The organism is Janthinobacterium sp. GW821-FHT03C10 (genome assembly GCF_059420865.1).
In genome coordinates this window covers 1359636-1383336 of record NZ_JBWKUN010000001.1, presented here as the reverse complement: position 1 = coordinate 1383336, position 23701 = coordinate 1359636, and the positions used below count along the sequence as shown (strand labels likewise).

At 68.9% G+C, this 23701-nt stretch carries 19 protein-coding genes; 13 read left to right on the top strand and 6 right to left on the bottom strand.

The window, feature by feature from the left end:
• Window positions 1–38: 38 nt before the first annotated feature.
• The 3 genes from AC07VH_RS05845 to gshB all read right to left on the bottom strand — a co-directional run bounded on the left by AC07VH_RS05845 (window position 39) and on the right by gshB (window position 5347).
• Window positions 39–2084, bottom strand: a complete 2046-nt coding sequence (locus AC07VH_RS05845) for a TonB-dependent receptor domain-containing protein (RefSeq protein WP_494789612.1) — start codon at window positions 2082–2084, stop codon at window positions 39–41.
• Between the two features lie 222 nt (window positions 2085–2306).
• Window positions 2307–4382, bottom strand: a complete 2076-nt coding sequence (gene paaZ, locus AC07VH_RS05840; protein WP_494789611.1) for a phenylacetic acid degradation bifunctional protein PaaZ — start codon at window positions 4380–4382, stop codon at window positions 2307–2309.
• Window positions 4379–5347, bottom strand: coding sequence for a glutathione synthase (gene gshB, locus AC07VH_RS05835; RefSeq protein ID WP_475417754.1), 969 nt, complete (start codon window positions 5345–5347; stop codon window positions 4379–4381). The genes paaZ and gshB overlap by 4 nt, the downstream gene beginning before the upstream one ends.
• A 273-nt stretch (window positions 5348–5620) precedes the next feature.
• Here gshB and AC07VH_RS05830 point away from each other — a divergent pair, with 273 nt between their 5' ends.
• From AC07VH_RS05830 to AC07VH_RS05795, 8 genes are all read left to right on the top strand, one after another.
• Window positions 5621–6037, top strand: coding sequence for an acyl-CoA thioesterase (locus tag AC07VH_RS05830; RefSeq protein ID WP_489630568.1), 417 nt, complete (start codon window positions 5621–5623; stop codon window positions 6035–6037).
• Between the two features lies 1 nt (window position 6038).
• The gene (locus tag AC07VH_RS05825) at window positions 6039–6596 is read left to right on the top strand and encodes a hypothetical protein (RefSeq protein ID WP_494803972.1); all 558 of its coding nucleotides are present in this window, start codon (window positions 6039–6041) and stop codon (window positions 6594–6596) included.
• The gene (locus AC07VH_RS05820; RefSeq protein ID WP_494787090.1) at window positions 6593–7288 is read left to right on the top strand and encodes a peptidoglycan DD-metalloendopeptidase family protein; all 696 of its coding nucleotides are present in this window, start codon (window positions 6593–6595) and stop codon (window positions 7286–7288) included. Before AC07VH_RS05825 ends, AC07VH_RS05820 begins: the two co-directional genes overlap by 4 nt.
• Window positions 7281–8003, top strand: a complete 723-nt coding sequence (locus tag AC07VH_RS05815; RefSeq protein WP_475416168.1) for a glutamine amidotransferase — start codon at window positions 7281–7283, stop codon at window positions 8001–8003. Before AC07VH_RS05820 ends, AC07VH_RS05815 begins: the two co-directional genes overlap by 8 nt.
• Complete coding sequence (locus AC07VH_RS05810; protein WP_494787089.1) at window positions 8000–9220, top strand: MalY/PatB family protein; 1221 nt, start codon at window positions 8000–8002, stop codon at window positions 9218–9220. Before AC07VH_RS05815 ends, AC07VH_RS05810 begins: the two co-directional genes overlap by 4 nt.
• 36 nt (window positions 9221–9256) lie before the next feature.
• Window positions 9257–9865 carry a flavoprotein gene (locus AC07VH_RS05805; RefSeq protein ID WP_475416170.1) on the top strand — a complete coding sequence of 203 codons (609 nt, stop codon included), beginning with the start codon at window positions 9257–9259 and terminating at the stop codon, window positions 9863–9865.
• A gap of 28 nt (window positions 9866–9893) precedes the next feature.
• Window positions 9894–10586, top strand: a complete 693-nt coding sequence (locus AC07VH_RS05800; protein WP_475416171.1) for a glutathione S-transferase family protein — start codon at window positions 9894–9896, stop codon at window positions 10584–10586.
• 65 nt (window positions 10587–10651) lie between these two features.
• Complete coding sequence (locus AC07VH_RS05795) at window positions 10652–11779, top strand: acyl-CoA dehydrogenase family protein (protein WP_475416172.1); 1128 nt, start codon at window positions 10652–10654, stop codon at window positions 11777–11779.
• Between the two features lie 43 nt (window positions 11780–11822).
• Here the strand turns inward: AC07VH_RS05795 and AC07VH_RS05790 are convergent, their stop codons facing one another.
• The 3 genes from AC07VH_RS05790 to AC07VH_RS05780 form a co-directional block, all read right to left on the bottom strand.
• Window positions 11823–12710: a LysR family transcriptional regulator gene (locus AC07VH_RS05790; protein ID WP_475416173.1), complete on the bottom strand. Its 888-nt coding sequence runs from the start codon at window positions 12708–12710 to the stop codon at window positions 11823–11825.
• 242 nt (window positions 12711–12952) lie between these two features.
• A complete protein-coding gene (locus AC07VH_RS05785; protein ID WP_494787088.1) occupies window positions 12953–14356 on the bottom strand; it encodes an SLC13 family permease in 1404 nt (467 codons plus the stop codon).
• Between the two features lie 67 nt (window positions 14357–14423).
• The gene (locus tag AC07VH_RS05780; RefSeq protein ID WP_494787122.1) at window positions 14424–17948 is read right to left on the bottom strand and encodes an indolepyruvate ferredoxin oxidoreductase family protein; all 3525 of its coding nucleotides are present in this window, start codon (window positions 17946–17948) and stop codon (window positions 14424–14426) included.
• 429 nt (window positions 17949–18377) lie between these two features.
• Here AC07VH_RS05780 and gshA point away from each other — a divergent pair, with 429 nt between their 5' ends.
• From gshA to AC07VH_RS05755, 5 genes are all read left to right on the top strand, one after another.
• Entirely contained in the window at window positions 18378–20009 is a 1632-nt protein-coding gene (gshA, locus tag AC07VH_RS05775; RefSeq protein WP_475416175.1) for a glutamate--cysteine ligase, read from the top strand.
• Between the two features lie 35 nt (window positions 20010–20044).
• A complete protein-coding gene (gene gloA / locus AC07VH_RS05770; RefSeq protein WP_475416176.1) occupies window positions 20045–20440 on the top strand; it encodes a lactoylglutathione lyase in 396 nt (131 codons plus the stop codon).
• 85 nt (window positions 20441–20525) lie between these two features.
• Window positions 20526–22031, top strand: coding sequence for a BufA1 family periplasmic bufferin-type metallophore (gene bufA1 / locus AC07VH_RS05765; protein WP_494787087.1), 1506 nt, complete (start codon window positions 20526–20528; stop codon window positions 22029–22031).
• On the top strand, window positions 22031–22891 hold the full coding sequence (gene bufB, locus AC07VH_RS05760; RefSeq protein ID WP_494787086.1) for an MNIO family bufferin maturase: 861 nt from the start codon (window positions 22031–22033) through the stop codon (window positions 22889–22891). Before bufA1 ends, bufB begins: the two co-directional genes overlap by 1 nt.
• Window positions 22881–23693, top strand: a complete 813-nt coding sequence (locus AC07VH_RS05755) for an HvfC/BufC family peptide modification chaperone (RefSeq protein ID WP_494787085.1) — start codon at window positions 22881–22883, stop codon at window positions 23691–23693. The genes bufB and AC07VH_RS05755 overlap by 11 nt, the downstream gene beginning before the upstream one ends.
• Window positions 23694–23701 lie beyond the last annotated feature (8 nt).

Genomic DNA, 23701 nt, shown 5'->3' with positions numbered 1-23701 from the left:
TCTTCTCTTCAAGGATGGTTGATTGGAGGGGGAATCGCTTAAAACTGGTAATTCGCGCTGACGCGCACGTCGCGTCCCGGCTCCGGCAGGATATTGCCGACGCCGCCGTCGAGCGAACTGTGGCTCGTGTAGCGCTTGTCGCCCAGGTTGCGCACGGCCAGCGCCAGGCTCAGCGCGCGCAGCGCGGCCGGCTGCCATTGCAGCTGGACGTCGTGCAGCACATAGCCGGCCCGCTGCACCGCCGCTTTCGGCACGTCCTCCAGGCGCCGCACGGCGTTCACGGTATAGCCGGCCGTGAGGCCGGGCAGCATCCGCCAGTGGCTGTCCCACGTGAGCCGGTCGCCCAGGGCCGTGCCCACGCGGCGCGACGGGTTCAAGGGCTTGCCGCCCAGCGTGGTATCGGCCAGCACCACGCCCAAGGACGTGGCGTAGCCGCCGCGCTGCCAGCGCGCCTTCCATTCCCAGCCCCTGGAACGCAGGGTCTCGGGCATGTTGCGGATATACGCGGGATACGCTGCGCCCTGGCCGGCCCACTCGATCAGGTTGGCAATGCGGGTGTCGAAATAGCCGAGGCGTACGGTCAGGCGGTCGCCGTCCTGCAGCGCATCGGCGCCTTCGTACTGTAATCCCGCTTCGCGCGTGTCCGAGGTTTCCGGCTTGAAGGGCTTGCCGTTGTTGAAATTGCTTTTCTTGTCCACGCTGGTGAGGAAACCGATGGGGATGATGCCGCTGGCGCGCACCGCCTCGCCATAGCTGGCAAAGGCGCCCACGCCGCCGCCCAGCTCCACTTCGGCGCCGACGTTCGGCGACGTCTTGCCGCCCTTGACGGTGCGCGGTCCGAAGGCGGTGTCGTAGCGGTCGTGCCGCACGCCCAGCGACAGCTGCACGGCTTGCCAGCGCATGCGCTCCTGCACGAAGAGGCCCAGGTTGCGTGTCTGCGTGGTTTTGCGGCCCGCTCCCAGGATGGCGGCGCCCAGCACGCCGTTCGTCGTGCCTTCCTCGTCCATGAAGTCGGCGCCGGCCGTCAGGCGGTGCTGCGTGCCGGCTAAGGCCAGGTGCGCCGTATTGCGCGCGCTGCCGCCCCGTTCCGTCGTCCTGGCGCTGCGCGCCTGGGGCACGTCTTCCAGCGTGTTCTCGTTCTGGTACAGATTGAATTTCCAGTCCAGCAGGGCATTGCCGGCCGGCTGGTAGCGGTGCTCCAGCGTATAGGTATGGCGCGCGCTGCGCTGGTAGGTGGGCACGGCGTTCGCGGGCGCATAGCCGTTGTCGCTGCCGACCCGGCCGAACAGGTAGAGTCCCGCATTGCGGTTGCGCGCCGCGCCCAGCCGCAGGCTGTGGCCGGCCAGCTCCAGCAGACTCAGTTTGAGCAGGTAGTCGCGGTCGCGCCCGGCCGAATGGGGCACGTCGCCACCGCCGCCGATGCGGTAGTTGTCGCGGTTGACGGCGCTCACATGGGCCAGCAGGCCCAGCTTATTGTCCAGCGTCTCGCCCAGCATGCCGTACGCGCTGACGGCGCCGCGCCGCGCTTCGTCGGCGCTGGCGTACGCCGCGCGCACGGTGGCGCCCGCGCGCCTTCCCGGCACCAGCAAGTCCTGCGCATCGACGGTGTCAAAGCGGATGCTGCCGCCCAGCGCGCCCGGCCCCGCCTCGGCGCTGGGGCCGGGCTGGATATCGACCTGTTTCAGCAGGTCGGGATCGATGCCGGCCAGGTCGCCCCGGTGCTGGTGCAGGCTGCGGCCCTGGCGCGCGCCGTCGATGCTGATGTTCAGGTTGGCGCCATCGACGCCGCGCAGGTAGAGGCGCTGCGCATTGCCGGCGCCGCCGCCCACGCTGACGGCCGCTTCGCCGGCAAAGACGTCGGCCACGTCCATCGCTTGCTGGCGCTGCAGGGTCTCGCGCGAAATGCGCGTGATGCCCGGCAGGGGCGCGTCCGGCGCGGACTGGTCGATCAGCTTGACTTCGGGCAGGGTCGCCAGCGGCGCCGCCTGTCCGGCGCGCGCATCCGGCATGTGCTGTGCGAAGGAGAGGGGGGCGATGGGCAGCGCGCTGGCGCCAAGCAGGAAAAGGGGTACGGCATGTCGCATGGGAAGGTCGTCTTTGTCAGAAGGGAAGCCACGGGAAGGGAGGGCGCAGGTGCTGGCCTGCGCAGCGTCAGTCGAATCTGCTACAGCAGCGCTGTCCCGGGACCGGAAGTGGCGCGCCGCACCCCTTCCGGTCCCTGAAATACCCGGTTGGCTTCATCTCGTCAGCCGCCATTCTGGAAGAGGCGGATAAGCTTGGCTATTTGTATTTCTTGAGCCGCGCCATCAGGAATGCTGAGGGCTGCCGCTCATGGCCCCGCGCTTGGCCACCAGGGTCAGGATGTCGTAGCTGGCCACCAGTTCATCGTTCTGGTTGGTGACCTGCACGTCCCACGACACCACGCCCTGGCCAACGCCCTTGTCGTCGCGCCGCTGGCGGTCGACCTTGCGCTTGCACGTCAGGCGCGCGCGGATGGTATCGCCGATGCCCACCGGGGCGACGAAGCGCAGGTCGTCGAGCCCGTAGTTGGCCAGCACGGGACCCGGCGCCGGGGACACGAACAGGCCGGCCGCCGCCGCCAGCACGAAATAGCCGTGCGCGATGCGTCGGCCGAACTGCGAATCGCGCGCGGCGATCTCGTCGAAATGCATGTAGAAATAATCGCCCGAGATGCCGCCGAAGGCGACGATGTCCGCTTCGCACACGGTGCGCCGGTGCGTCAGCAGCGATTCGCCCACTTCCAGCTCGTCGAAATGCTTGCGGAACGGATGCTGCACGCTTTCGCGCACGGCGGCGCCGCGCACGTATTCGCCCGTCACGGCCGTCAGCATGGTGGGCGAGCCTTGCAGCGCCGAGCGTTGCAGGTATTGCGAGATGGCGCGCAAGCCGCCCAGCTGCTCGCCGCAGCCGGCGCGGCCAGGGCCGCCGTACTTCAGGTGCGCCGAGGCCAGCACGTCCGTCCCCGCCGCCGCCACTTCGCGTTCCAGCACCAGCACGCGCCCGTGCGAGGCGGCCAGGCGCGGCACGGCATACGCGGCCAGCTTCGGGTCGCGCGTGGCCAGCGTGCTGGCCAGACTGCCCCTGCCGCGCGCGGCCAGCGCCAGCGCTTCCTCCACGTCCGCATACGGCATCAGCGCGCAGACGGGTCCGAAGGCCTCGATCTCATGCACGGCGTCGCCGCGCGCGCCGCCGCGGCACAGCAGCAGGGTGGGCGCGGCAAAGGCGCCGTCGCGTACCCTGTCTCCTGCCGGAGCGTAGCCGTCCACCTGGCCGCAGACGATGTCGCTTTCCTCGGCCAGGGCGCGCACGCGGGCGCCCAGTTCGCTGCGCTGTTCCTGCGACGCCAGCGGCCCCATTTGCACGCCCGCCTGCGCCGGGTCGCCGATCACCACCGCCGCCAGGCGTTCGCGCAGGCGCGCCGTCAGCGCTTCGATCTGCCCGTGCGGCACCATCACGCGGCGGATCGCGGCGCCGTCCTGGCCCGCCTTGACCGTCATCGAACGCACGATGGCGTCGACCAGCAGCTCGAATTCCGGCTCGCCGCTGCGTACGTCCGGTCCCAGGATGGCGCAGTTCAGCGACGCCGCGCCCAGGCTGAGCTGCACCGAGCGCGCCAGCAGGTTGGGGTGCTTGCGCAGTGTCGTGGCGGTGGCGTCCGAGCCCGTGAAGCTGACGGCGTCGTTGTCCTGCAGGCGCGCCAGCAAGGCATCGGCGGGGCCGATGGCCAGCTGCAGCGCGCCTTTCGGCAGCAGGCCGGAAGCGTCGATCAGGCGCACCAGCGCTTCGGCCAGGTAGCTGGTGCAGGTGGCCGGCTTGACGATGCAGGGCATGGCGGCCAGGAAGCTGGCGGCGAATTTTTCCAGCAGCGACCAGACGGGCAGGTTGAACGGGTTGATGTGCAGGGCCACGCCGCCGCGCGGCACCATGATGTGCGTGCCGGCCGCGCCGCCGCGCCGGCACAGCGACATGGCGGGCGCTTCGTGCAGCACGTTACCGGAAGGCAGGCCGCTGGCGGCGATGCCGGCGTAGGAATTGAGCACGCCGATGCCGGCGCAGATATCCTGCTTGCTGTCGGCGCGCGTGGCGCCGCTCAGGTGGGCGATCGTGTACAGCTCCTCGCGATGCTGCTGGATGTGCGATGCCAGCGCCCGCAGGCAGGCCGCCCGCTGCTGGAAGTCGAGGGCCATCAATGCCGGCACGCCGGTGCGGCGCGCATAGTCGAGCGCGTGCTGCGCGTCGACCGACTCGGCATGCGTGTGATAGATCAGCGCATTGTCGATGGCGCTGTGCAGCGACAGTCCCGCTTCGCTGCCCATCCAGCATCCGCCTATCCAGCTTTGCAGTGTGCTTACCTTGTTCATGCTTGTTCCTCGTTCGTGTGCGTGAGCGATGCCGCCGTTTCCAGCGCATCGATGAACATGCCCGCCACGTCGAAACCCGTCTGCTGCATGATTTCGCGGAAGCAGGTCGGACTGGTGACATTGATTTCGGTCAGATGCGCGCCGATCACGTCCAGCCCGACCAGCAGCAGGCCGCGCGCCGCCAGCACGGGCGCCAGGGTGTCGGCGATCTCGCGGTCGCGCGCCGTCAGCGCGCGCGCTTCGCCGCGTCCGCCGGCGGCCAGGTTGCCGCGCACCTCGCCGGCCTGCGGAATGCGCGCCAGCGCGTGCGGCACCGGCTTGCCGCCGATCAGCAGGATGCGCTTGTCGCCTTCGCTGATGGCGGGAATGTAGCGCTGCGCCATGATGGTGACGGCGCCGTCGCGCGTCAGCATTTCGACGGTGGCGCCCAGGTTCATGCCGTCCTCGCGCACGCGGAAGATGCCGGCGCCGCCCATGCCGTCGAGCGGCTTGAAGATCACATCGCCGTGCTCGGCGTGGAAGGCGCGCAGGCGCGACGGCTCGCGGCTGACCAGGGTCGGCGCGCAGAACGGCGCGAATTCGAGGATCGCCAGTTTCTCGTTGTGGTCGCGCACGGCCGATGGCCGGTTGAAGACGCGCGCGCCCTGGCGCTGCGCCATGTCCAGCAGGTGGGTGCTGTACAGGTATTCCATGTCGAACGGCGGGTCCTTGCGCACCAGCACCGCGTCGTACCGCGCCAGCGGCAGCGTCGCCGCCGCCTCCCGCTGGAACCACGCGCCTGCCGCGTCGGTCAGGTGCACGCGCGCCGCATGGGCGCTGACCACGCCCCCTTCGCAGTGCAGATGCCGCTGTTCGAATACGTGCAATGCGTGGCCGCGCGCGGCCGCTTCCTGCATCATCGCGTAGGTCGAATCTTTCTTGATGTTCAACAGCTCGAGGCGGTCAGCCAGGATCGCGATTTTCATCGATGCGCCTTTCATTCAATAGGGTGGGGAAGAGGAAACCGGTGGGCCGCGCCAGTGGACGCGGCAGCCGCGGCGCCATGCGCCGGGTCCTTGTTGCCGGAATATTTCTGCAGCGATGGTAGCGCAACGGGCGCCATCCGGCTCCTCAGATATTTGGACGTCGGCCCTCAGATATTGCGTCTTGTGAGGCACCCTCGATCGGTCTTAGCATCATTGGCGAAATGTCACTACCCAAGCCGGCCTGACCGGATATAACCGCCACATGAGGACACAATGATGCGCCGCTCTTTCAAAACCAATCTCGACATCCGTTACCGCGACACCGACTCGATGGGCCACGTCAGCAGCCCCGTGTACTACGAGTACATGCAGACGGCCTACCTCGAATACATGCACCGCATCCTGGAAATTCCGAAGAGCGAGAAGCTGCCGCACATCATGGTGAAAACCGCGTGCGAATACATCGCCCAGGCGAAGTACGGCGACAAGGTGCTGGTGCTCAGCCATGTCTCCAAGTTCGGCGGCAAGAGCTTTGAAATGGAGCACGTCATGCACATCGGCGACGAACAGGGCGTGGTGATGGCCAAGGCCATTTCCGTGCACGTCATGTACGACTATGAACAGCAGGCCACGCAGCCCGTGCCCGAGTCCTTCAAGCAGACCGTGCTGGCCTACCAGGGCAGCCTTTAAGATGGCGCGCCTGGCATTCCTGCAAGCGCTTGGCGCGCTGGGCCTGCTCGCGGGCGCCGCGGCGCCGCTGGCCGCCGGCGCCGGCGAAGCGGCGCGGCGCGTGCTGACGCCGATCGACTGGCCCGCGGCCGGCCAGGCGCGCGCCGGCGCGGCGCAGGCCGACGCGGTGCTGCGGCCGCTGCGCGCCACGGCGCCCGCCGGGCTGGCGCAGGTCCGCATCCCGGTACTGCTGCTGCCGGCCGAAGGCGACTGGGGCGCGCCCCGTTTCCATGGCCAGGGCACGGCCTATGCGGCCCTGTATGCGCCGGCCGGCGCGAAGCTGGGGCTGTTCGGCAGCGCCACGCACCTCGTCGCGCCAGGTGACCTGAAGCTCGAACATGCGGGCGGCGCCTTCGAATCGATAGGCGACGGCGCCGACTACAGCTTCACGCGCTTCGGCGCCGCCTACACGCTGCGCATGAGCTGCGACGAGCCGCTCAAGGACAAGCGCTGCACCGATCCGCAATATCTGGCCGACGCGGCGCGTGCGCTGCTGCTCGTGGCGGGAGAAAAACCATGATGAAGACTGTGTTACTGGCCGGCGTGCTCGGTGCGCTGGCGTTGCCGGCACTGGCCGGCGGCGATGACCGTTTCCTGCCGCCCGGCGCGCTGCTGCCCGGCAGCGGCAGCGGCGTGGCCAGCACCGCCGTGCTGTATCCGCACATGCGCTTTCCCATCGAGCAGGGCGCGGCCTACGCCAGTTCGCATTTCTATGGCGTGGGCGGTCAGCGCGGCAAGGCAGGCGATTCCTGCGACGACGCCAACTACGCCTATCCGTGGCGCGACAATTTTTGCGAGCTGCGCAAGGACAACCTGCCGTTCTGCCTGTCCGGCGGACACCAGGGGCAAGACCTGCGGCCGGCCACCTGCCGCGCCAACTTTCACTGGGCCGTAGCGGCCGACGACGGCGTCATCGTGCAGATCGCGCGTTTCAGCGTCACCCTGCAGACGGCCGCCGGCACCTTGTACCGCTATGTGCACCTCAATACCAGCGACCTGGCCGTGCGCGAGCTGCAGCCGGTGGCGCGCGGCGCGCGCATCGGCAGGATTTCGAACAACTGGATCGACAAGCTGCCGATCCACCTGCATTTCGACGTCAAGGACACCATCAAGGTGGGCCAGCAGACGCTGGTGACGTTCGTGCCGCCGTATGCCAGCCTGGTCGAGTCCTATATCCAGCGCAACAAGTTACAAGGAGAGCAGCATGAGTGAAACGATGCAAGGCCGGCGCGGGCGCAAGCGGCCGATCCTGGCGATCTTGCGGCAGGAGGCGTCGACGCCGGGCCGCGCGGGCAAGCTGCTGCGCGACAAGGGCTTCGAGCTCGACATCCGCCGTCCCGTGTGCGGCGACCCGCTGCCCGACACGCTCGATGGCCATGCGGGCGTGATCTCGTTCGGCGGCCCGATGAGCGCGAACGACAGCGACGCGCACATCCGCCGCGAGATCGAGTGGCTGTCCGTGCCGCTGGCGGAAAACCGGCCGTACCTGGGCATCTGCCTGGGCGCGCAGATGCTGGCCAAGAACCTCGGCTGCAAGGTGACGGCGGCCGAGGGCGACATCACGGAGATCGGCTGGTATCCGCTCAAGCCGACGGCCGAAGGCCAGCGCATCATGCCCAAGTGGCCGGACATGGTGTACCACTTCCACATGGAGGGTTTCGAGCTGCCCAAGGGCGCCATCCTGCTGGCCGAGGGCGACGCCTACCGCAACCAGGCCTTCCGCTACGGCGAGAAGGCCTGGGGCATCCAGTACCATCCCGAGCTGACCCTGGCCATGCAGCGCCGCTGGGCGGTGAAGGGCGCGCACCGCTTCCACCTGCCGAACGCGCAGCAGGGCGAACAGCACTTGCAGGGCAGGGTCCTGCACGACAAGGCGCTGCGGGCCTGGTTCAACGGCTTCCTGAACCGCGTGTTTACCGAAGCATGAGCCGCCAGCCCCTTATCTTGCAGGACGGCCTGGCGCTGACCCTGGAGCAGCTGCTGGCGCGCCAGAGCTTCAAGTGGCGCCAGTACCAGCCCGGCGTGCTTGCCGCCTGCGTGGCCGACATGGACCTGGGCACGGCGCCCGCCGTGCAGGCGGCGCTGGCGCAGGTGCTGCGGCGCGTCGATTTCACCTATCCCCTGCGCGACGGGCGCAAGGCCGACCGCGCCGTGGCGCACGCGTTCGCCGCGCGCATGCGCCGCCTGTACGGCTGGCAGGCCGAGGCCGACCAGGTGCTGGTCCTGCCCGACCTGGTGCAGGCGACGTTTGCCGCGGTGATGGCGTTTTCCGATCCGGGCGACGGCGTGATCGTGCAGGTGCCCCACTATGCGCCGTTCCGCGAAGCAGTCGAGGGTACGGGCCGGCGCCTGGTCGCGCTGGAGATGCGCACCGGTGCCGACGGCTACCGGCTCGACCTGGAGAGCCTGGCGCGCGCCGTCGATGCCCGCACGCGCATGCTGATCCTGTGCAATCCGCACAATCCGACGGGGCGCGTGCTGAGCCGCGCGGAACTGGAAAGCGTACTGGCCTTTGCCGAGCGCCACGACTTGATCGTGGTGTCGGACGAAATCCATGCCGACCTGGTCTACCCGGGGGCGCGGCACCTGCCGTTCGCTGCGCTGTCCGACGCGGCGGCCGCGCGCACCGTCACCTTGAATTCCGCCACGAAGAGCTTCAATATCGCCGGCCTGCGCTGCGCCGTCGCCCATTTCGGCACGCCGGTCCTGCAGCAGCGCTTCCATGCGCGCCTGCCGGCGCGCCTGACGGGCGCCGTCAACAACCTGGGCATCGACGCCACCGTGGCGGCCTGGAACGACGGGCAGCCCTGGCTCGACGCCGTGCTCGCGCACCTGCTGGCCATGCGCGACTACGCGGCGCAGATCCTGCGCCGCGAGCTGTCGGCCATCCGCTTCCACGTGCCGCAGGGGACGTATCTGCTGTGGCTCGATTGCGGCGCGCTGGAGCTGGACCAGCCGGCGGCGGATTTCTTCCTCCAGCATGCGCGGGTGGCGCTCAGCCCGGGGGAAGTCTTCGACGCGGGCGCCGCGCACTGCGCACGCCTCAATTTCGCCACTTCGCAGCCGCTGCTGGCCGAGATCCTCGACCGCATGGCCACGGCGGTGCGCGCGCACCAGCGCCGCCGTCCGCCTGCACACAATTAACCCGGCACACGCTTGCCACTACCTGGACACAACACCATGGAAACGCCCGTCAACAAACACAAGCCGCGCATCCTCATCGGCGTCACGGGATCGCTCGATTCGACCCTGCTGCCGAACTACCTGCGCATCATCAAGGACCACCTCGATTGCGAGCTGAGCGTGCTGATGACGCCGAATGCCACCAACTTCCTCAAGCCGGAATCGATCGCGCTGTACGTCGACCGCGTGATCAGCGGCGAGCGGCCGCAGGATTGGCCGACCGACAAGCCGGGCCGCCTGGCCGCCGAGCATGACCTGCTGCTGGTGCTGCCCGCCACCGCGAATACCCTGGCGGCGGTGGCGAACGGCTTTTCCGGCAATCGCTTGACCACCGTGATCCTGGCCGCCACCTTCCCCGTGCTGCTGTTCCCCGTGATGGGCGGGCCGATGCTGGCCAAGCCGGCCGTGCAGCGCAACCTGGCGCAGCTGCGCGAGGACGGCTACATCATCATCGACCCCGTCTGGCACGACCATTTCGATCCGCTGCTCGGGCGCATGCACGGCCACCACTCGCTACCGAGTCCCGAACAGGTACTGGCGCTGCTGCGCGAACGCTTCCCCGCCAGCGGCGTGCAGCGCCTGGCGCTGACCGGCGCGGCGGCCTGACACCTTCCACGCAACCAGAGAGAACCGCATGTCCATCATCCTGTACAGCCTGTGCGCCGCCGACCGGCGCCGCCATTATTCGCCCCATGTGTGGAAGATCATCATGGCACTCAAGCACAAGGACCTGCTGGCCGAGGTGCGGCCCGTCTCCTTCGCCGAGATCGCCGGCATCGAGGACGGCAGCTATAAAAGCGTGCCGGTGCTGAACGACAACGGCCACATCGAGGGCGACAGCTTTGAAATCGCCGTGCACCTGGAGCGCGCCTATCCGGACCGGCCCAGCCTGTTCGGCGGGCCTGGCGGCCAGGCCATGGCCCGCTTCGTCGAAAGCTTCAGCCAGACGGTCATCCATCCGCCCGTCTCGGCCATCGCCGCCATGGACATGCATGCGCTGATGTCGCCGGCGGACCAGGCGTACTTCCGCGCGGCGCGCGAGAAGCGCTTCGGCAAGACCCTGGAAGAGGCCTCGGCCACCCGCCACATCGAACTGGCGGCCCTGCCGGAAAAATTCGCGCCGCTGCGCAGCGTGCTGGCGAAACAGCGCTGGCTGGGCGGCGCGCAGCCCCTGTTCGCCGATTACATCCTGTTCGGCGTGCTGCAGTGGGCGCGCATCACCGTGCCGTATCCCTTGCTGCCGGCCGACGATCCCGTCAGCACCTGGTTCGAGCGCTGCCTCGACCTGCACGGCGCCATCGGCCGCTCCGTCATCTTGTCGGACTGACGGCGGAGAACCTGCCAGGGCCGCCCGCGCGGCCCTTTTCCTTTCATCGATCAACAAGGCTAACCATGATATTTACACCGCAACAGGACGAGATACGCCAGCGCTATGCCGGCATCGGCAGCGACATTGCCGCCGGCGCCGCCGCGCGCGCAGAAGGTTTCGATTTTGATGGCTGGCAGCGCCTGCGCGACGCCGGCCTGTGGCGCATGATCGTGCCCGGCAGCGATCACGCGACGGGCGACTGGTGGAGTTTTACGGCCGCCCTCGACGGCCTGTCCTCCACCATCGGCGCGCCGGAACTGCTGCTGTCGGTCATCGCCCAGGCCGGCATGGTACGGGGCCTGGACCGGCACGGCAGCGCCGGGCAGCGCGACCGGTATTTCGGCGCCATCCTGCGCGGCGACGTCAGCGCCACGGGCATCGCCGAACCCGGCACGGGCACGGACGTGCGCAGCATCCAGAGCACCCTGCGCGCCACGGCCGACGGCTACGTGCTCAATGGCGGCAAATACAATATCGCGCACGCGCCCATCATGGATTTCGCGCTGATCGTCTGCCGGCTGGCGGACAAGGAAGAGCACAACATCGCGCTGGCGCTGGTCGACCGCGACACGCCGGGCCTGCGCGCCGGCCAGGTGGACGATAAGCTGGGCAACCGCAACCTGCCCACCGGCGCCCTGCATTTCGAGGATGTGGCCGTGCACCCGTCGCAGCTGCTGGGCGCGCCCGGGCGCGGCCTGGCCACGCTGATCGACACCATTTCGCTGGGACGCCTGTATTACGGCCTGGCGGCGGCCAACCTGATCGCGCCCTATCTGGACGAGGCGATGCGCTACGCGGCCAGCCGCAGCAGCTTCAATAGCAGCATCGACAACCACCAGCACGTGCAGCGGCGCCTGGTCGACATCCGCATCGGCATGGAACGTTCGCGCTGGCTGGCGTTTGGCGCGCTGTCGCAATTGCTGGCAGGCCAGCGGGAAGGGTTGATGAGCTGTTCCATCGCCAAGCTGGTGGGGGCCGAAGACCTGATCAACAGCGCCACCAGCCTGGTCAAGCTGTACGGCAGCCTGGGCTATCACAACGGCCGCGTGGCCGAGCTGATGAAAAACGCCCTGGGGTTCGCCAGCGTGGGCGGCACCGAGGAAATGCACCGCAAGAATATCTTCAACCAGATGCAGCGCCTGGCTGGCTAGGTTTCCCGCGCTGGCTGTGGCACTTGCTCGGCATATTGGCGGTTCAGGCCGCCAATATGCCCGATTCGCTCAGCGCATCATTGATCGCCTCGAACATCGGCTCGCCGGCGCGCGAGGCCAGGTGCGCGAACAGATTGCGCACGGAGGACTGGGCCACGCACAGGATGTCGATTTCACCGAGGCGCTGCGCCTCCAGCGCCGTATCGCCATGCAGCAGGCCGACGCCGAGGCGCTCGGCCAGCATCGAGCGGGTGACGCTTTCGCGGTCGATGCTGATGATGCGGCGCGGACGGAAATTGCGCGTCTTGAACAGGTGCTCGGCGGCGCCGCCGCAGCACAGGCTCGAAGGCGCGAAGATCCACGGCAGCTCGGCCAGCGCGTTCCAGTCGAGCGGCTGGGTGGTATCGAGCATGCCGGCAGGCGCCGCCACGTAGACGGGAAAGCACGCCACTTCGATGGTCGCCAGGTCGTCGTCGGGGCTGCGCGCCTCGTTGTAGAAACCCGCGTCGAGCGTGCCGCTGCGGATGCCGTTCAGGGTGCCGGTGGAACTGCCATGCTCCAGCGAGACCTCGACTTCCGGATGGTGCTCGGAAAAGCGCCGCACCAGCCGGCCGATGGCTTCGTTGTTGGACTGGCCGCCGACGCCGATGCGCAGCTTGCCGGCCAGGCGGCCCTTGATGTGGTTGGCTTCGTCGAGCAGCTCGCGGTGGATGTTGAGCGTGCGTTCGGCCTTGGCCAGGATGCGCTGGCCGCTGCTGGTCAGGCTCATGCCGCGCGCCGTGCGTTCGAACAAGGTCAGGCCGAGATAATCCTCCATCGCCTTGACATGGGCACTGACTGCGGGCTGGCTCAGGAAGAGCCGTTCGGATGCGCGCGTAATGCTGCCCTCGCGCGCCACCGTGGCGAAGGTTTTCAGGTGATGGATTTCCATGAGGGGCGGGTCCATTAAGTTAAAAGATGGGTGAAATTCCAGATATTCTTATTCGTTTTTCAACTATGTATTATATGTGATTTTATTAAGAATACTGCATTAACAATGCCTGCAAGATGGGTAATTATTTGTGACTTTTCGCTTCTCCCTGTCGCCGACGCGATGGGCATCAGCCCTTGAAACGGCGTAAATTGTTACTTTTCGTGAGAAAGCTCCTGCGCGCCATCGAACGCGCGAGGGCGCTACAGCAGGCCCAGCACGTGCCACCACACGAAGTCCAGCGGCGTGAGGATCAGCAGGCTGAGGATGAACAGGCTCAGGCAGAGCCGGGTGACGGCCGCCACCGGCAGGCTGGCCGCCTGCATGGCGAAGATCAGGGGCGGCGCCTGGTAGGGCAGGCAGACATTGGAAAACGCCAGCACTTGCGTCATCAGCACCGTCATCAGCGGCAGGCCCGTGACGGCCGCGAGGTCCTGCGCCAGCGGCGTCATCGTCGCCGGCACGCCGGCCAGGTTGGTCACCAGCGACACCACCGTCGAGATCAGGGTCAGCACGCTGGCGTTCCACAGCGGCGTGTCGGTGGCAAAGCGGGCGTGCCGGCTCAGGCCATGCACCACGGCTTCGCCCAGGCCGCTTTCCGAAATCACCGCGCCCAGGCCCATCACGCCGGCCACGAACAGCAGCGAGCCATAGTTGATTTCCTGGTTCAGGCATTGCTTCGACGTCAGGCCGGCGGCCGGCCACAGGCAGACCAGGGCGGCGGCCAGGCCGACCCAGGCCGGCGATACATGGTGCAGGCCATCCGTCATCCACAGGGCCAGGCAGCCGCCCAGCACCAGGGCCAGTCCCGTCTCCTGCGCCGACATGGGGCCTTGCCGCTGCGCCGGCGCGGCCGCGCGCGCAGGATCGGCGGCGGGAAACATCCACAGGATCAGCAGCACCAGCAGGACGGACTTGAGGATGCCCAGCACGGGGAAATGCAGCAGCAGGTAGTCGACATACGCAATCTGCACGCCATATAGATTGTCCGCCATGCCGGACAGGATCATGTTCGGCGCGTTCGACGGCAGGATGGCGAAGGTCGGCAGGAAGCTGGAAAAGCTGGCCGCCATCAGCATGCCCGTGCGGCCGTTATGGCCCGCGCCATAGCCGATATGCTCGGCCACGGCCATGGTGATGGGAATGAGCAGCACCACGCGGCCCATGCCCGACGGCATGACGAAGGCCAGGGCCACGCTGAACAGCACGATGCCGGCGATGACGCCAGCGTAGCGCCGCCCCAGCATGCGCGACAGGATGGCCGCCGCGCGCTTGCCCAGGCCCGTGTGGCCGATGGCCGCCCCCATCACGGCGCCGCTGAACAGCAGCCAGAAGGTGGTCGACTGCAGGCCGGAGAACACGGTTTGCGCGGGCGCCATATTGCACAGCATCGCCACCAGGAAGAAGGCCAGGGCCGGCCAGTATTCGGGCACCAGGGCCGTGGCCCACATGCTGATGCAAAAGACCAGCAGCGCCACCACGCCGGCCATGGCGGCCGGCAGGTAGAGCGCGGCCGCCAGGCCGCTGGCGAGCGTCAGCGCGGCGACGGCGGCCAGCGCGCGCGGGCGCGCGGCGGGCAGGGAAGGGGCGAGGGACAAGGACTTCAAGGCTGGGCTCCTGGGCGCGCCGGCGCGGCAAGGCGCCGCGCCGTGTGGTGGACAATGAAAAGCATGTTTACTGGTAGCGCCGGATGGCGATGGTGCGGAAAGGCTGCTGGGCGTGTGGCGCGGCGGGGGCAGCGGGGGCGGCCGGCTGTTCCAGCTTGGCCAGCAGCGCCTGCGCGCGCAGTTCGGCGGCATCGATGCTGGCCAGCTTCACATGGCCGTAGCCGCGGATGGCCTGCGGCAGTTCGGCCAGCGCCACGATGGAATCGAGGTTCCCGGCGCTCAGGCGCGGCAGCAGGGCGTCGAGGCGCGCCGTGTAGCCGGTGATCAGCTGGCGCTCGCGGCGCCGTTCGGCGCTGTAGCCAAACACGTCGAACCGCGTGCCGCGCAGTCCTTTTGCCCTGGCCAGCAGGGCGAGCAGCCTGCCCATCCACGGGCCGAAGGCGCGCTTGCGCTTGCCCAGCAGCGGCGGCGCCATGTGGAAGGTGAGCGTCACGTCGCCCTCGAACTGCTGCCGCAGCTCGCGCTGGAACTGGCCGTCCGAGAACAGCCGCGCCACCTCGTATTCATCCTTGTACGCCAGCAGCTTGCTGTAGCCGCGCGCCACGGCCAGGGTCAGCACGGGCGGCGCATCGGCGCCGAAGACGGCGCTTTCGCGCTCGCGCACGCGCGCGACAAACGCCTGGAAACGCTCCGCCAGCGCCGCGTTCTGGTAGCGCGCCAGCATGGCGCTGCGCTCTTCCACCAGCGCGCCCAGGCTGGCGTCCTGCGCCACCGGGGCCGCCGCCGCGCCTTGCAGCAAGGGCGCGCCGCAGGCGGCCAGGCGGCCGGCGGCAAAGGCCGCCTTGTTGGCGTCGACGGCCACGCCATTCAATTCGATGGCCCGTTCCAGCGCCGCCAGGCCGACGGGGATCAGGCCGCGCTGCCAGGCAAAGCCCATCAGCAGTATATTGGCCATGATGGTGTCGCCCATCAGCTGGCGCGCCAGCACCTGGCCGTTGCATTCGGCGATGTGTTCCACGCCGACGGCGTGGCGCAGCTTGTCCATCAGGGCGCCGGCATGCTGCGGCGCATCGGGATTGCGCACCATGGCGGCGGTGGGGAACTGGTGCGTGTTGGCGACCACGCGCGTGTGGCCGTGGCGCAGCGTCTGCAGCGCGTCGGCGCTGGCGCCGACTACCATGTCGCAGGCCAGCATGGCATCGCTCTGGCCGACGTCGATGCGCGCCTGGTGCAGATCCTGGCCGGCCAGGGCCAGGCGCACGAAGGACAGCACGGCGCCGCCCTTTTGCGCGAAGCCCATGAAGTCGAGCACCGAGGCCTGCTTGCCCTCCAGGTGCGCGGCCATGGAAACGAGCGCGCCCACGGTCACCACGCCGGTGCCGCCCACTCCCGTCACCAGCAGGTTGAACGCGCCGTGCCAGGCGTGCGGCGCGGGCGGCGGCAGGGCGGCCGCGGCGCGCCGCAGGGCCTGCGGGTCGATGGCGGCGTCGGCCGCCTTGCGCAAGGCGCCGCCGCGCACGGAGACGAAGCTGGGGCAAAAGCCGTCGGCGCAGGAATAGTCCTTGTTGCAGGACGACTGGTCGATGGCGCGCTTGCGGCCATAGCTTGTCTCCAGCGGGACGATGGACAGGCAGTTCGACTGGACACCGCAATCGCCGCAGCCTTCGCACACGGCGCTGTTGATGACCATGCGGCGCGGCGGGTCGGCTATTTCCTTTTTCTTGCGGCGCCGGCGCAGTTCGGCCGCGCAGGTCTGGTCGTAAATCAGCACGGTGACGCCCTTGACCTCGCGCAGGCGGCGCTGTACCTGGTCGAGCTCGTCGCGTCCGTGGAAGGTGGCGGGCGGCGGGAAGCGGCCGCGCAGGCCCGCGTATTTTTCCGGCGCGTCGCTGACCACGGCGATCGCCTTGGCGCCCTCGGCATGCACTTGCCAGGCGATGGCGTCGACGCTCAGGCTGCCGTCGATGGGCTGGCCGCCCGTCATGGCCACGGCGTCGTTGTATAAAATCTTGTAGGTGATGTTGGCGCGTCCGGCGATGGCCTGGCGGATGGCCAGGAAGCCCGAGTGGAAATACGTGCCGTCGCCCAGGTTCTGGAACACGTGCGCGGTGCTGCTGAACATCGAGTGCGCCACCCAGTCGACGCCTTCGCCGCCCATCTGTATCAGGCCGGTGGTGTCGCGCTCCATCCACGAGGCCATGAAATGGCAGCCGATGCCGGCCTGCGCGCGCGAGCCCTGCGGCACCTTGGTCGAGCTGTTGTGCGGGCAGCCGGAACAGAAATACGGCTGGCGCCGCACCCCGTCGGCCGCATTCGCCAGCAGCGCGGCGGGCGCGAAGCCGGGCAGCAGGCTGCGGCGGTCGAGCGCGGGCTTGTGGCGCGCCAGCCAGGCGGCCAGCACGCCGGCGATGCGCGAAGGGCGCAGTTCGCCCTGCGCCGGCAGCAGCGGCGCGCCGCCGGCATCGAGCTTGCCCAGCACCAGCGGGCGGGCGCTGTCCGGCAGGTTGTAGAACAGGGTGCGGATCTGCTGCTCCACCAGCGGCCCCTTTTCCTCGATGACGAGGATTTCCCGCAGGCCCGCCTTGAACTGCGCCAGGCGCTCGGCTTCCAGCGGAAAGCTCAGGCCCACCTTGTACAGGCGCACGCCGGCGCGTTCCAGCACATCGAGGCTGAGGCCCAGGCGCCGCAGCACTTCGAGCACGTCGAGGTGCGCCTTGCCGCAGGTGACGATGCCGATATCGGCTTGCGGACTGGGACACAGCAGGCGGTCGATGCTGTTGGCGCGCGCGAACGCGTGCACGGCGGCCAGCTTGTGCGCGTGGCGCGTCTCGATGGGCAGGCCGGGCAGGTCGGGCCAGCGGTAATGCAGGCCGCTGGCGGGAACGCTGTAGCCGGCCGGCTGGTCGAAGCGCGTGCACAGGCCGTCCAGGTCGACCGTGGCGCCGCTTTCCACGGTTTCGGAAATGGCCTTGAAGCCCACCCACATGCCGGAAAAGCGCGACAGCGCCCAGCCGTACAGGCCGAATTCCAGGTATTCGGCGATGCTGGCCGGATTGACGATGGGCATGCTCCACGCCTGCATGGCGAAATCGCTCTGGTGCGGCATCGATGACGAGACGCAGCCGTGGTCGTCGCCGGCCACCACCAGCACGCCGCCGTGCGGCGAGGAACCGTAGACGTTGCCATGCTTGAGCGCATCGCCGGCCCGGTCCACGCCCGGTCCCTTGCCGTACCACAGGGCGAACACGCCATCGGCCGTGCGCTGGGGATCGGTCTCGACCTGCTGGCTGCCCAGCACGGCGGTGGCGGCCAGCTCTTCGTTAATGGCGGGCAAGAAACGGATCTGCTGCGCTTCCAGTACGCCGCGCGCGCGCCACAGCGCCTGGTCGTAGCCGCCCAGCGGCGAGCCCCGGTAGCCGCTGATGAAGCCGGCCGTGTTCAGGCCCCGCTCGCGGTCCAGCCAGCGCTGCATCAGCGGCAGGCGCACCAGTGCCTGGGTGCCGGTGAGAAAAACGCTGCCGCCGCGTGCCAGCAAGTTGTCTTCCAGCGCATAAGTGCTCAGGCGTACAACGCCCGGGTCGTCCGCGACCATCTTGTCCATCACTTCCACCTGTGTTCTCCCATCGCCTTGTCGGCTTCCTTGTTGGCTTGCATGCCGCATGCACGCATGCATGCGTCTTGAGCACGCGGCCGTGACGGCGCGCCGGATACGGAAGAAGGGGTGTACCGGCGCTGCGATGCCGGCGCAACCAAACTTTTCCGTCTATTGATATTCGTTTATCAAGATAAGGGGCCGCGCGGGACGGCGCAATTCGCAAATCCTGAGTGCAGCACTCACCAACGCTGATGCGAACGCCGGTGCCGGGCGCAGGCCCCGGAAATGCAGGCGTTTTGCCCCTGGCATCAGTGTTTCTGATCCCCGCACTCAGGATTTGCGAGTTGTGTGGTCCGGGGCTTGGGGCTTATCGTCGGCGTCGAGATGGAAAGCCGAACGATGTTTTTTTGTAAAGGCAGCACAGCTATGAGTTCATTATTGACGCGCCGCATGGCGCTGCTGGCAGGCGCGGACGGACTTGCGCTGCTGGCCCAGGGATTGCGCGGCATCGAACGCGAAGCGCTGCGCGTGGACGGCCGCGGCCACCTGGCCGCCACGGCGCATCCGCTGGCGCTGGGCGCGGCCCTGACCCATCCCACCATCACTACCGACTATGCCGAGGCACTGATCGAGCTGATCACGCCGCCCGAGCAGGACACGGCCGCCATGCTGGACGGCTACGACGCCTTGCACCGTTTCGTCTTCAGCGGACTGGGCGACGAAATGCTGTGGAGCCACTCGATGCCGTGCCGCCTGCCCGCCGACCCCGACATCCCGATCGCCTGGTACGGCAGTTCGCACATCGGCATGCTCAAGCATGTCTACCGGCGCGGCCTGGCGCTGCGCTATGGCAAGAGCATGCAGTGCATCGCCGGCATCCACTACAACTACTCGCTGCCGCCCGCATTGTGGGAACGCCTGCGCGCGGACGAGGACGATGGCCGCACGGCGATGCAGTTTCAGTCGGAAAGCTATGTCGCGCTGATCCGCAACTTCCGCCGCTATGGCTGGCTGCTGATGTATCTGTTCGGCGCCGCGCCAGCCCTGGCCGCCCATTTTCCGGGACGCGGCGACTTCCCGCTGGAGCAGCTGTCGGCCGATACGGTGTACCTGCCGTACGCCACCAGCCTGCGCATGAGCGACATGGGTTACCAGAACGATGCCCAGGCCGGCCTGACGCCCGACTACAACACGCTCGACAGCTATATCACCAGCCTGGCGGCGGCGATGAACCACCCGTACCTGCCGTATGTCGAGCTGGGCACGCGGCGCGAGGGGCAGTGGGTGCAGATCAATACCAACCGCCTGCAGATCGAGAACGAGTACTACTCGGCGATCCGGCCCAAGCGCGTGGCGCACAGCGGCGAGCGCCCGCTGCATGCGCTGGCCCAGCGCGGCGTGCAGTACGTGGAGGTGCGCTGCCTCGACGTCGATCCGTTCGAGCCGCTGGGCATCGGCGCGCCAGCCTGTCATTTCCTCGACGCCTTTCTGCTGTTTTGCGCGCTGCAGGACAGCCCGCTCACCGGCAATGCCGAAAGCCGCGAGAACACCGAGAATTTCGCCCGCACCGTCAAGGAAGGGCGCCGCCCGGGACTGCTGCTGGAGCGCCACGGCGAACAGGTCAGCCTGCAGGCGTGGGCCGGCGAACTGCTCGAGCGCATCGCCCCGATGGCCGCGCTGCTGGACCAGGCGCGCGGCGGCGAGGATTGCGCCACGGCGCTGGCGGCGCAGCGCGCCAAGCTGGCCGACGTGGCGCTGACGCCCTCGGCGCGCGTGCTGGCGGCGATCCGCGCCGAGCAAGGCAGTTTTGACGCCTTCGCCCTGCGCCAGAGTGCGGCGCACGCGGCGTATTTTCGCGCCCGGCCCTTGGCGCCGGCGGCGCTGGCGCGCTTCACGGCGCAGGCCGATGCCTCGCTGGCCGAGCAGGAGCGCGTGGAACGCGCCGACAGCGGCGACTTCGGCCAGTTCGTCCAGCGCTACCAGGCCGGCGCCCGCTACTTGCCCGTGCCGGACGAACCGGCCATGGAAGCCGTCGTGGCGCGGCAGCGCGTCGCCTGAAGCCCTTGTCCCAACCTGATCCGAGCCATCACACCATGCGCATACTTCATTCCATGCTGCGCGTCGCCGACCTCGACGCCGCGCTGCATTTCTACCAGGACGCCCTGGGCATGACCCTGCAGCGGCGCCACGATTATCCCGACGCGCGCTTTACGCGCGCCATCGTCGCCTATGGCGAAGCGCCCGCGCATGCCGCCATCGAACTGACGCATAACTGGGACCGGCACGACTACACCCACGGCGACGCCTACGGTTACCTGGCCCTGGCGGTCGACGATGCGGCCAGCGTCTGCGCCAGGGTGCGCGCGCATGGCGGCACCGTCACGCGCGAGGCGGGGCCGATGAAACACGGCAGCAACGTCATCGCCTTCGTGCAGGACCCCGACGGCTACCGCATCGAACTGATCGAAGCGAGCGCGCACTATGACTGATGCATCGACTTAACAACGACTGACACGGCAGGACAGGCGCGCCGCTGGCGGCGCCTGCCGGCATTTTTGAAAAGGAAGCCACCGCATGGTGCAAGTATCGACGACAAGCAAAGCTGCCATGCCGCCGGCGCCGCAGCCGCAAAACCGGCAGGCGCTGGTGCAGGCGGCCGTGGCCGCGGCCTGCGCCCTGGCCGTGGCGGTCCCCGCGCCGGCGCAGGCGCCGGAAAAAAAGGCCGCCGCCAAGAGCGAAATCTGCTATGGCGTGGCCAAGGCGGGCCAGAATGAATGCGCCAATACCACCTGCTTCCATTTGTGTTCGGGCTTGGCGACGGTCGACCGCGATCCCGGCGAATGGATGACCGTCCCCGCCGGCACGTGCACGGCGCTGGGCGGCAAGGTGGAAGCGGCGCCGCTGGCCTGCCCGGGCGCGGCGCCCGCCAGGACCGGCCCGCCGGCCGATGTGGCGGCGGGCGAGGCGCTGTACCACGAGGGCGACGCGGCGCGCGCGCTGCCGGCGTGCGTGGCTTGCCATGGCCCGAAGGGCAATGCGGCCGTCGCCGATTATCCGAAGCTGGCAGGCCAGAACCTGGCCTACCTGGACAGCCAGTTGCGCGCCTTCCGCTCGCATGCGCGCGTCAGTCCCTTGATGAACACGGCCGTCGCCCCCCTGACGGACGGCGATATCGCCAACCTGTCCGCCTATTTGTCCAGGCAAAAGGCTGACGCCATCGATCCCGGCGTGACCAGCCCCGTGGCCGCCGGCAAGTCGTTCCGCGATTGCGACGGCGCCTGCCCGGAGATGGTGCCGCTGCCGGCAGGGCGCTTTCTCATGGGATCGCCCCCGGGCGAGAGCGGCCGCTTCGGCAATGAAGGCCAGCACCCGGTCGAGATCCTGCAGCCGTTTGCCATCGGCCGCTTCAGCCTGACGTTCGAGCAGTTCGACGCCTGCGTCCAGGATGGCGGCTGCGACGGCTACCGGCCGTCGGACGAAGGCTGGGGACGCGGCACGCGCCCGGCCGTCAACGTCAGCTGGAACGACGCGCAAAGCTATCTGCGCTGGCTGTCGAAAAAGAGCGGGGCGCGCTACCGCCTGCCCACCGAGGCCGAGTGGGAATACGCGGCGCGCGCCGGCACCGTCACGGCGCGCTGGTGGGGCGAGGACATCACGCGCGGCGACGCCAAGTACGGTCCCGACGACTGCCCGCAGCAGAAGCATTGCGGCGGCGTGGTCTCCGGTTCGGGCAACTGGCCCACCACGGCGCCCGTGGGCAGCTACGCGCCCAATCCGGCAGGGCTGTACGACGTGCTGGGCAACGTGTGGCAGTGGACGGCCGATTGCTGGCACAGCGACTATGAGGGCGCGCCGAAAGATGGCCGCGTGTGGGAGGAAGCGGGCTGCAAGAAACGCGTGGCGCGCGGCGCCTCCTGGACCGATACGCCGAACTTCGTGCGCGCGGCCACCCGCCTGGGCCTGGGCGCGGAAGGACGGCGCGGCTGGATCGGCTTGCGCGTGGTGCGCGAGATGGATGCGGCGCCCGGCACGGCGGCCAAGGACGGGGCGGCGCCAGCGCGCGCGCGCGGCTTGCCCTGATGCGCGAGGTGGCGAAGGCCGCGCCCCCGGTGGGCATCGGCCTGCGCGGCGCGCATTACCGCGACATGCTGGCGCGGCGCCAGCCCGTGGACTGGCTCGAAGTCCACAGCGAGAACTATCTGGCCGAAGGCGGCTGGGACCAGCACGTGCTCGTGACGCTGCGCGCCGATTATCCCGTCTCGCTGCATGGCGTCGGCATGGGTCTCGGCTCCGTGCACGGCTTTTCGCGCGCGCACGTCGAGCGCATCGCCCGCCTGGCCGCGCGCATCGAGCCGATGCTGGTGTCGGAACACCTGTGCTGGGGCGCCACCGGAGAGGCGGTGCTCAACGACTTGCTGCCGCTGCCGCTGAACGGCGCCAGCCTGGAACTGGTGTGCCAGCGCGTGGACCTGGTGCAGGAGGTACTAGGCCGTCGCATCCTGCTGGAGAACGTCTCGACCTATCTGCGCTTTCCCGGCGACAGCTGGGGCGAGACGGAATTCCTCGCCTGCGTGGCGCGCCGCACCGGTTGCGGCGTGCTGCTCGATATCAACAACCTGTATGTCAATCAATGCAATCACGGCGAGGACGCGCTGGCCGCGATGGCGGCGCTGGCGCCGGGCCTGGTCGGCGAACTGCACCTGGCCGGCCACTGCGAAGATGGCGGCCTGCTGGTCGACCACCACGGCGCGCCCGTTGCCGCCCCCGTGTGGGAACTGTACCGCGCCGCCTTGCGCCGCTACGGCCCGCTGCCCACCCTGGTCGAATGGGATACCAATCTGCCGCCCCTGGCCACCCTGCTCGACGAAGTGGCCCGCGCGCGGACGCTTGCCGGCGAGGCGCTCGCGCCGGCGGCCCTGGCGGCATGCGATGACGCTTGAGGAACTGGCGCGCCTGCAGGCCGCCTTCGGCGCGCAGATCGGCGCGCACGTGCCGGATGCGTGCGCGCTGGCGCCGTGGCTGGAAGGCGATGCGCGCGGCGCCAGCGCCCTGGCGCGCTATGGCCAGGCGCTGCGCCAGCATCACGCGCGCTCGCTGGAACTCGTGTATCCGGTGCTGTGCGCGCTGGGCGGCGCCTCCTGGTTCCAGGCCATGGCGCACGCCTACGGCGATGCGCATCCGTCGCGCAGCGCGGACCTGGCCCGTTTCGGCGCCAGCCTGCCGGTGTTTCTTGCCGCCTGGCCGCCGGCCGCCGCGCATGGCTATTTTGCCGACGTGGCGCGCCTCGAGTGGCTGCTGCACGAGGCGCATGGCGCGCCCGACGCGGCGCCCCTGACGCTGCCCGACGTGCAGGCGGCCGGTGCCGGCCAGGTCGATGCCTGGCAGCTGGCGCTGCATCCGGCGGCCGTGCTGTACCGCTCGCCCTGGCGCGCGGCGGCGATCTGGCTGGCGCACGACGCCGCGGCGCGGCATGCCATGCCGGCCGGCCCCGTGGGCGAGACGCTGGCGCTGGTGTACCGCGATGGCTGGACGGCGCGGGTGCGCGAGATCGATGCGGCGGAAGCGGCGGCGCTGGGCGTGCTGGCCGGCGGGGCCGCCCTGGGCGCTGCGCTGGCGGCGGCGCAGCAGGCGCACCTGCTGGACGCCGATGGCACGCCGTTCGCGCCGGCCCCCTTGCTGCTGCGCTGGCTGGCCGATGGCGTGCTGGTGCGGGCGAGCGATGGCGCGCGTGCGCTGAGGTAAAGGCGTGC

Bases quoted from the DNA above. Each gene is read 5' to 3' on its own strand.
- bufA1 (WP_494787087.1), top strand. From the start codon at position 20,526: ATGGTGCAAGTATCGACGACAAGCAAAGCTGCCATGCCGCCGGCGCCG.
- bufB (WP_494787086.1), top strand. From the start codon at position 22,031: ATGCGCGAGGTGGCGAAGGCCGCGCCCCCGGTGGGCATCGGCCTGCGC.
- gshB (WP_475417754.1), bottom strand. From the start codon at position 5,347: ATGAAAATCGCGATCCTGGCTGACCGCCTCGAGCTGTTGAACATCAAG.
- AC07VH_RS05780 (WP_494787122.1), bottom strand. From the start codon at position 17,948: ATGGTCGCGGACGACCCGGGCGTTGTACGCCTGAGCACTTATGCGCTG.
- paaZ (WP_494789611.1), bottom strand. From the start codon at position 4,382: ATGAACAAGGTAAGCACACTGCAAAGCTGGATAGGCGGATGCTGGATG.
- AC07VH_RS05790 (WP_475416173.1), bottom strand. From the start codon at position 12,710: ATGGAAATCCATCACCTGAAAACCTTCGCCACGGTGGCGCGCGAGGGC.
- AC07VH_RS05800 (WP_475416171.1), top strand. From the start codon at position 9,894: ATGTCCATCATCCTGTACAGCCTGTGCGCCGCCGACCGGCGCCGCCAT.
- AC07VH_RS05845 (WP_494789612.1), bottom strand. From the start codon at position 2,084: ATGCGACATGCCGTACCCCTTTTCCTGCTTGGCGCCAGCGCGCTGCCC.
- AC07VH_RS05825 (WP_494803972.1), top strand. From the start codon at position 6,039: ATGGCGCGCCTGGCATTCCTGCAAGCGCTTGGCGCGCTGGGCCTGCTC.
- AC07VH_RS05820 (WP_494787090.1), top strand. From the start codon at position 6,593: ATGATGAAGACTGTGTTACTGGCCGGCGTGCTCGGTGCGCTGGCGTTG.
- AC07VH_RS05795 (WP_475416172.1), top strand. From the start codon at position 10,652: ATGATATTTACACCGCAACAGGACGAGATACGCCAGCGCTATGCCGGC.
- AC07VH_RS05810 (WP_494787089.1), top strand. From the start codon at position 8,000: ATGAGCCGCCAGCCCCTTATCTTGCAGGACGGCCTGGCGCTGACCCTG.
- AC07VH_RS05830 (WP_489630568.1), top strand. From the start codon at position 5,621: ATGATGCGCCGCTCTTTCAAAACCAATCTCGACATCCGTTACCGCGAC.
- AC07VH_RS05805 (WP_475416170.1), top strand. From the start codon at position 9,257: ATGGAAACGCCCGTCAACAAACACAAGCCGCGCATCCTCATCGGCGTC.
- AC07VH_RS05755 (WP_494787085.1), top strand. From the start codon at position 22,881: ATGACGCTTGAGGAACTGGCGCGCCTGCAGGCCGCCTTCGGCGCGCAG.
- gshA (WP_475416175.1), top strand. From the start codon at position 18,378: ATGAGTTCATTATTGACGCGCCGCATGGCGCTGCTGGCAGGCGCGGAC.
- gloA (WP_475416176.1), top strand. From the start codon at position 20,045: ATGCGCATACTTCATTCCATGCTGCGCGTCGCCGACCTCGACGCCGCG.
- AC07VH_RS05815 (WP_475416168.1), top strand. From the start codon at position 7,281: ATGAGTGAAACGATGCAAGGCCGGCGCGGGCGCAAGCGGCCGATCCTG.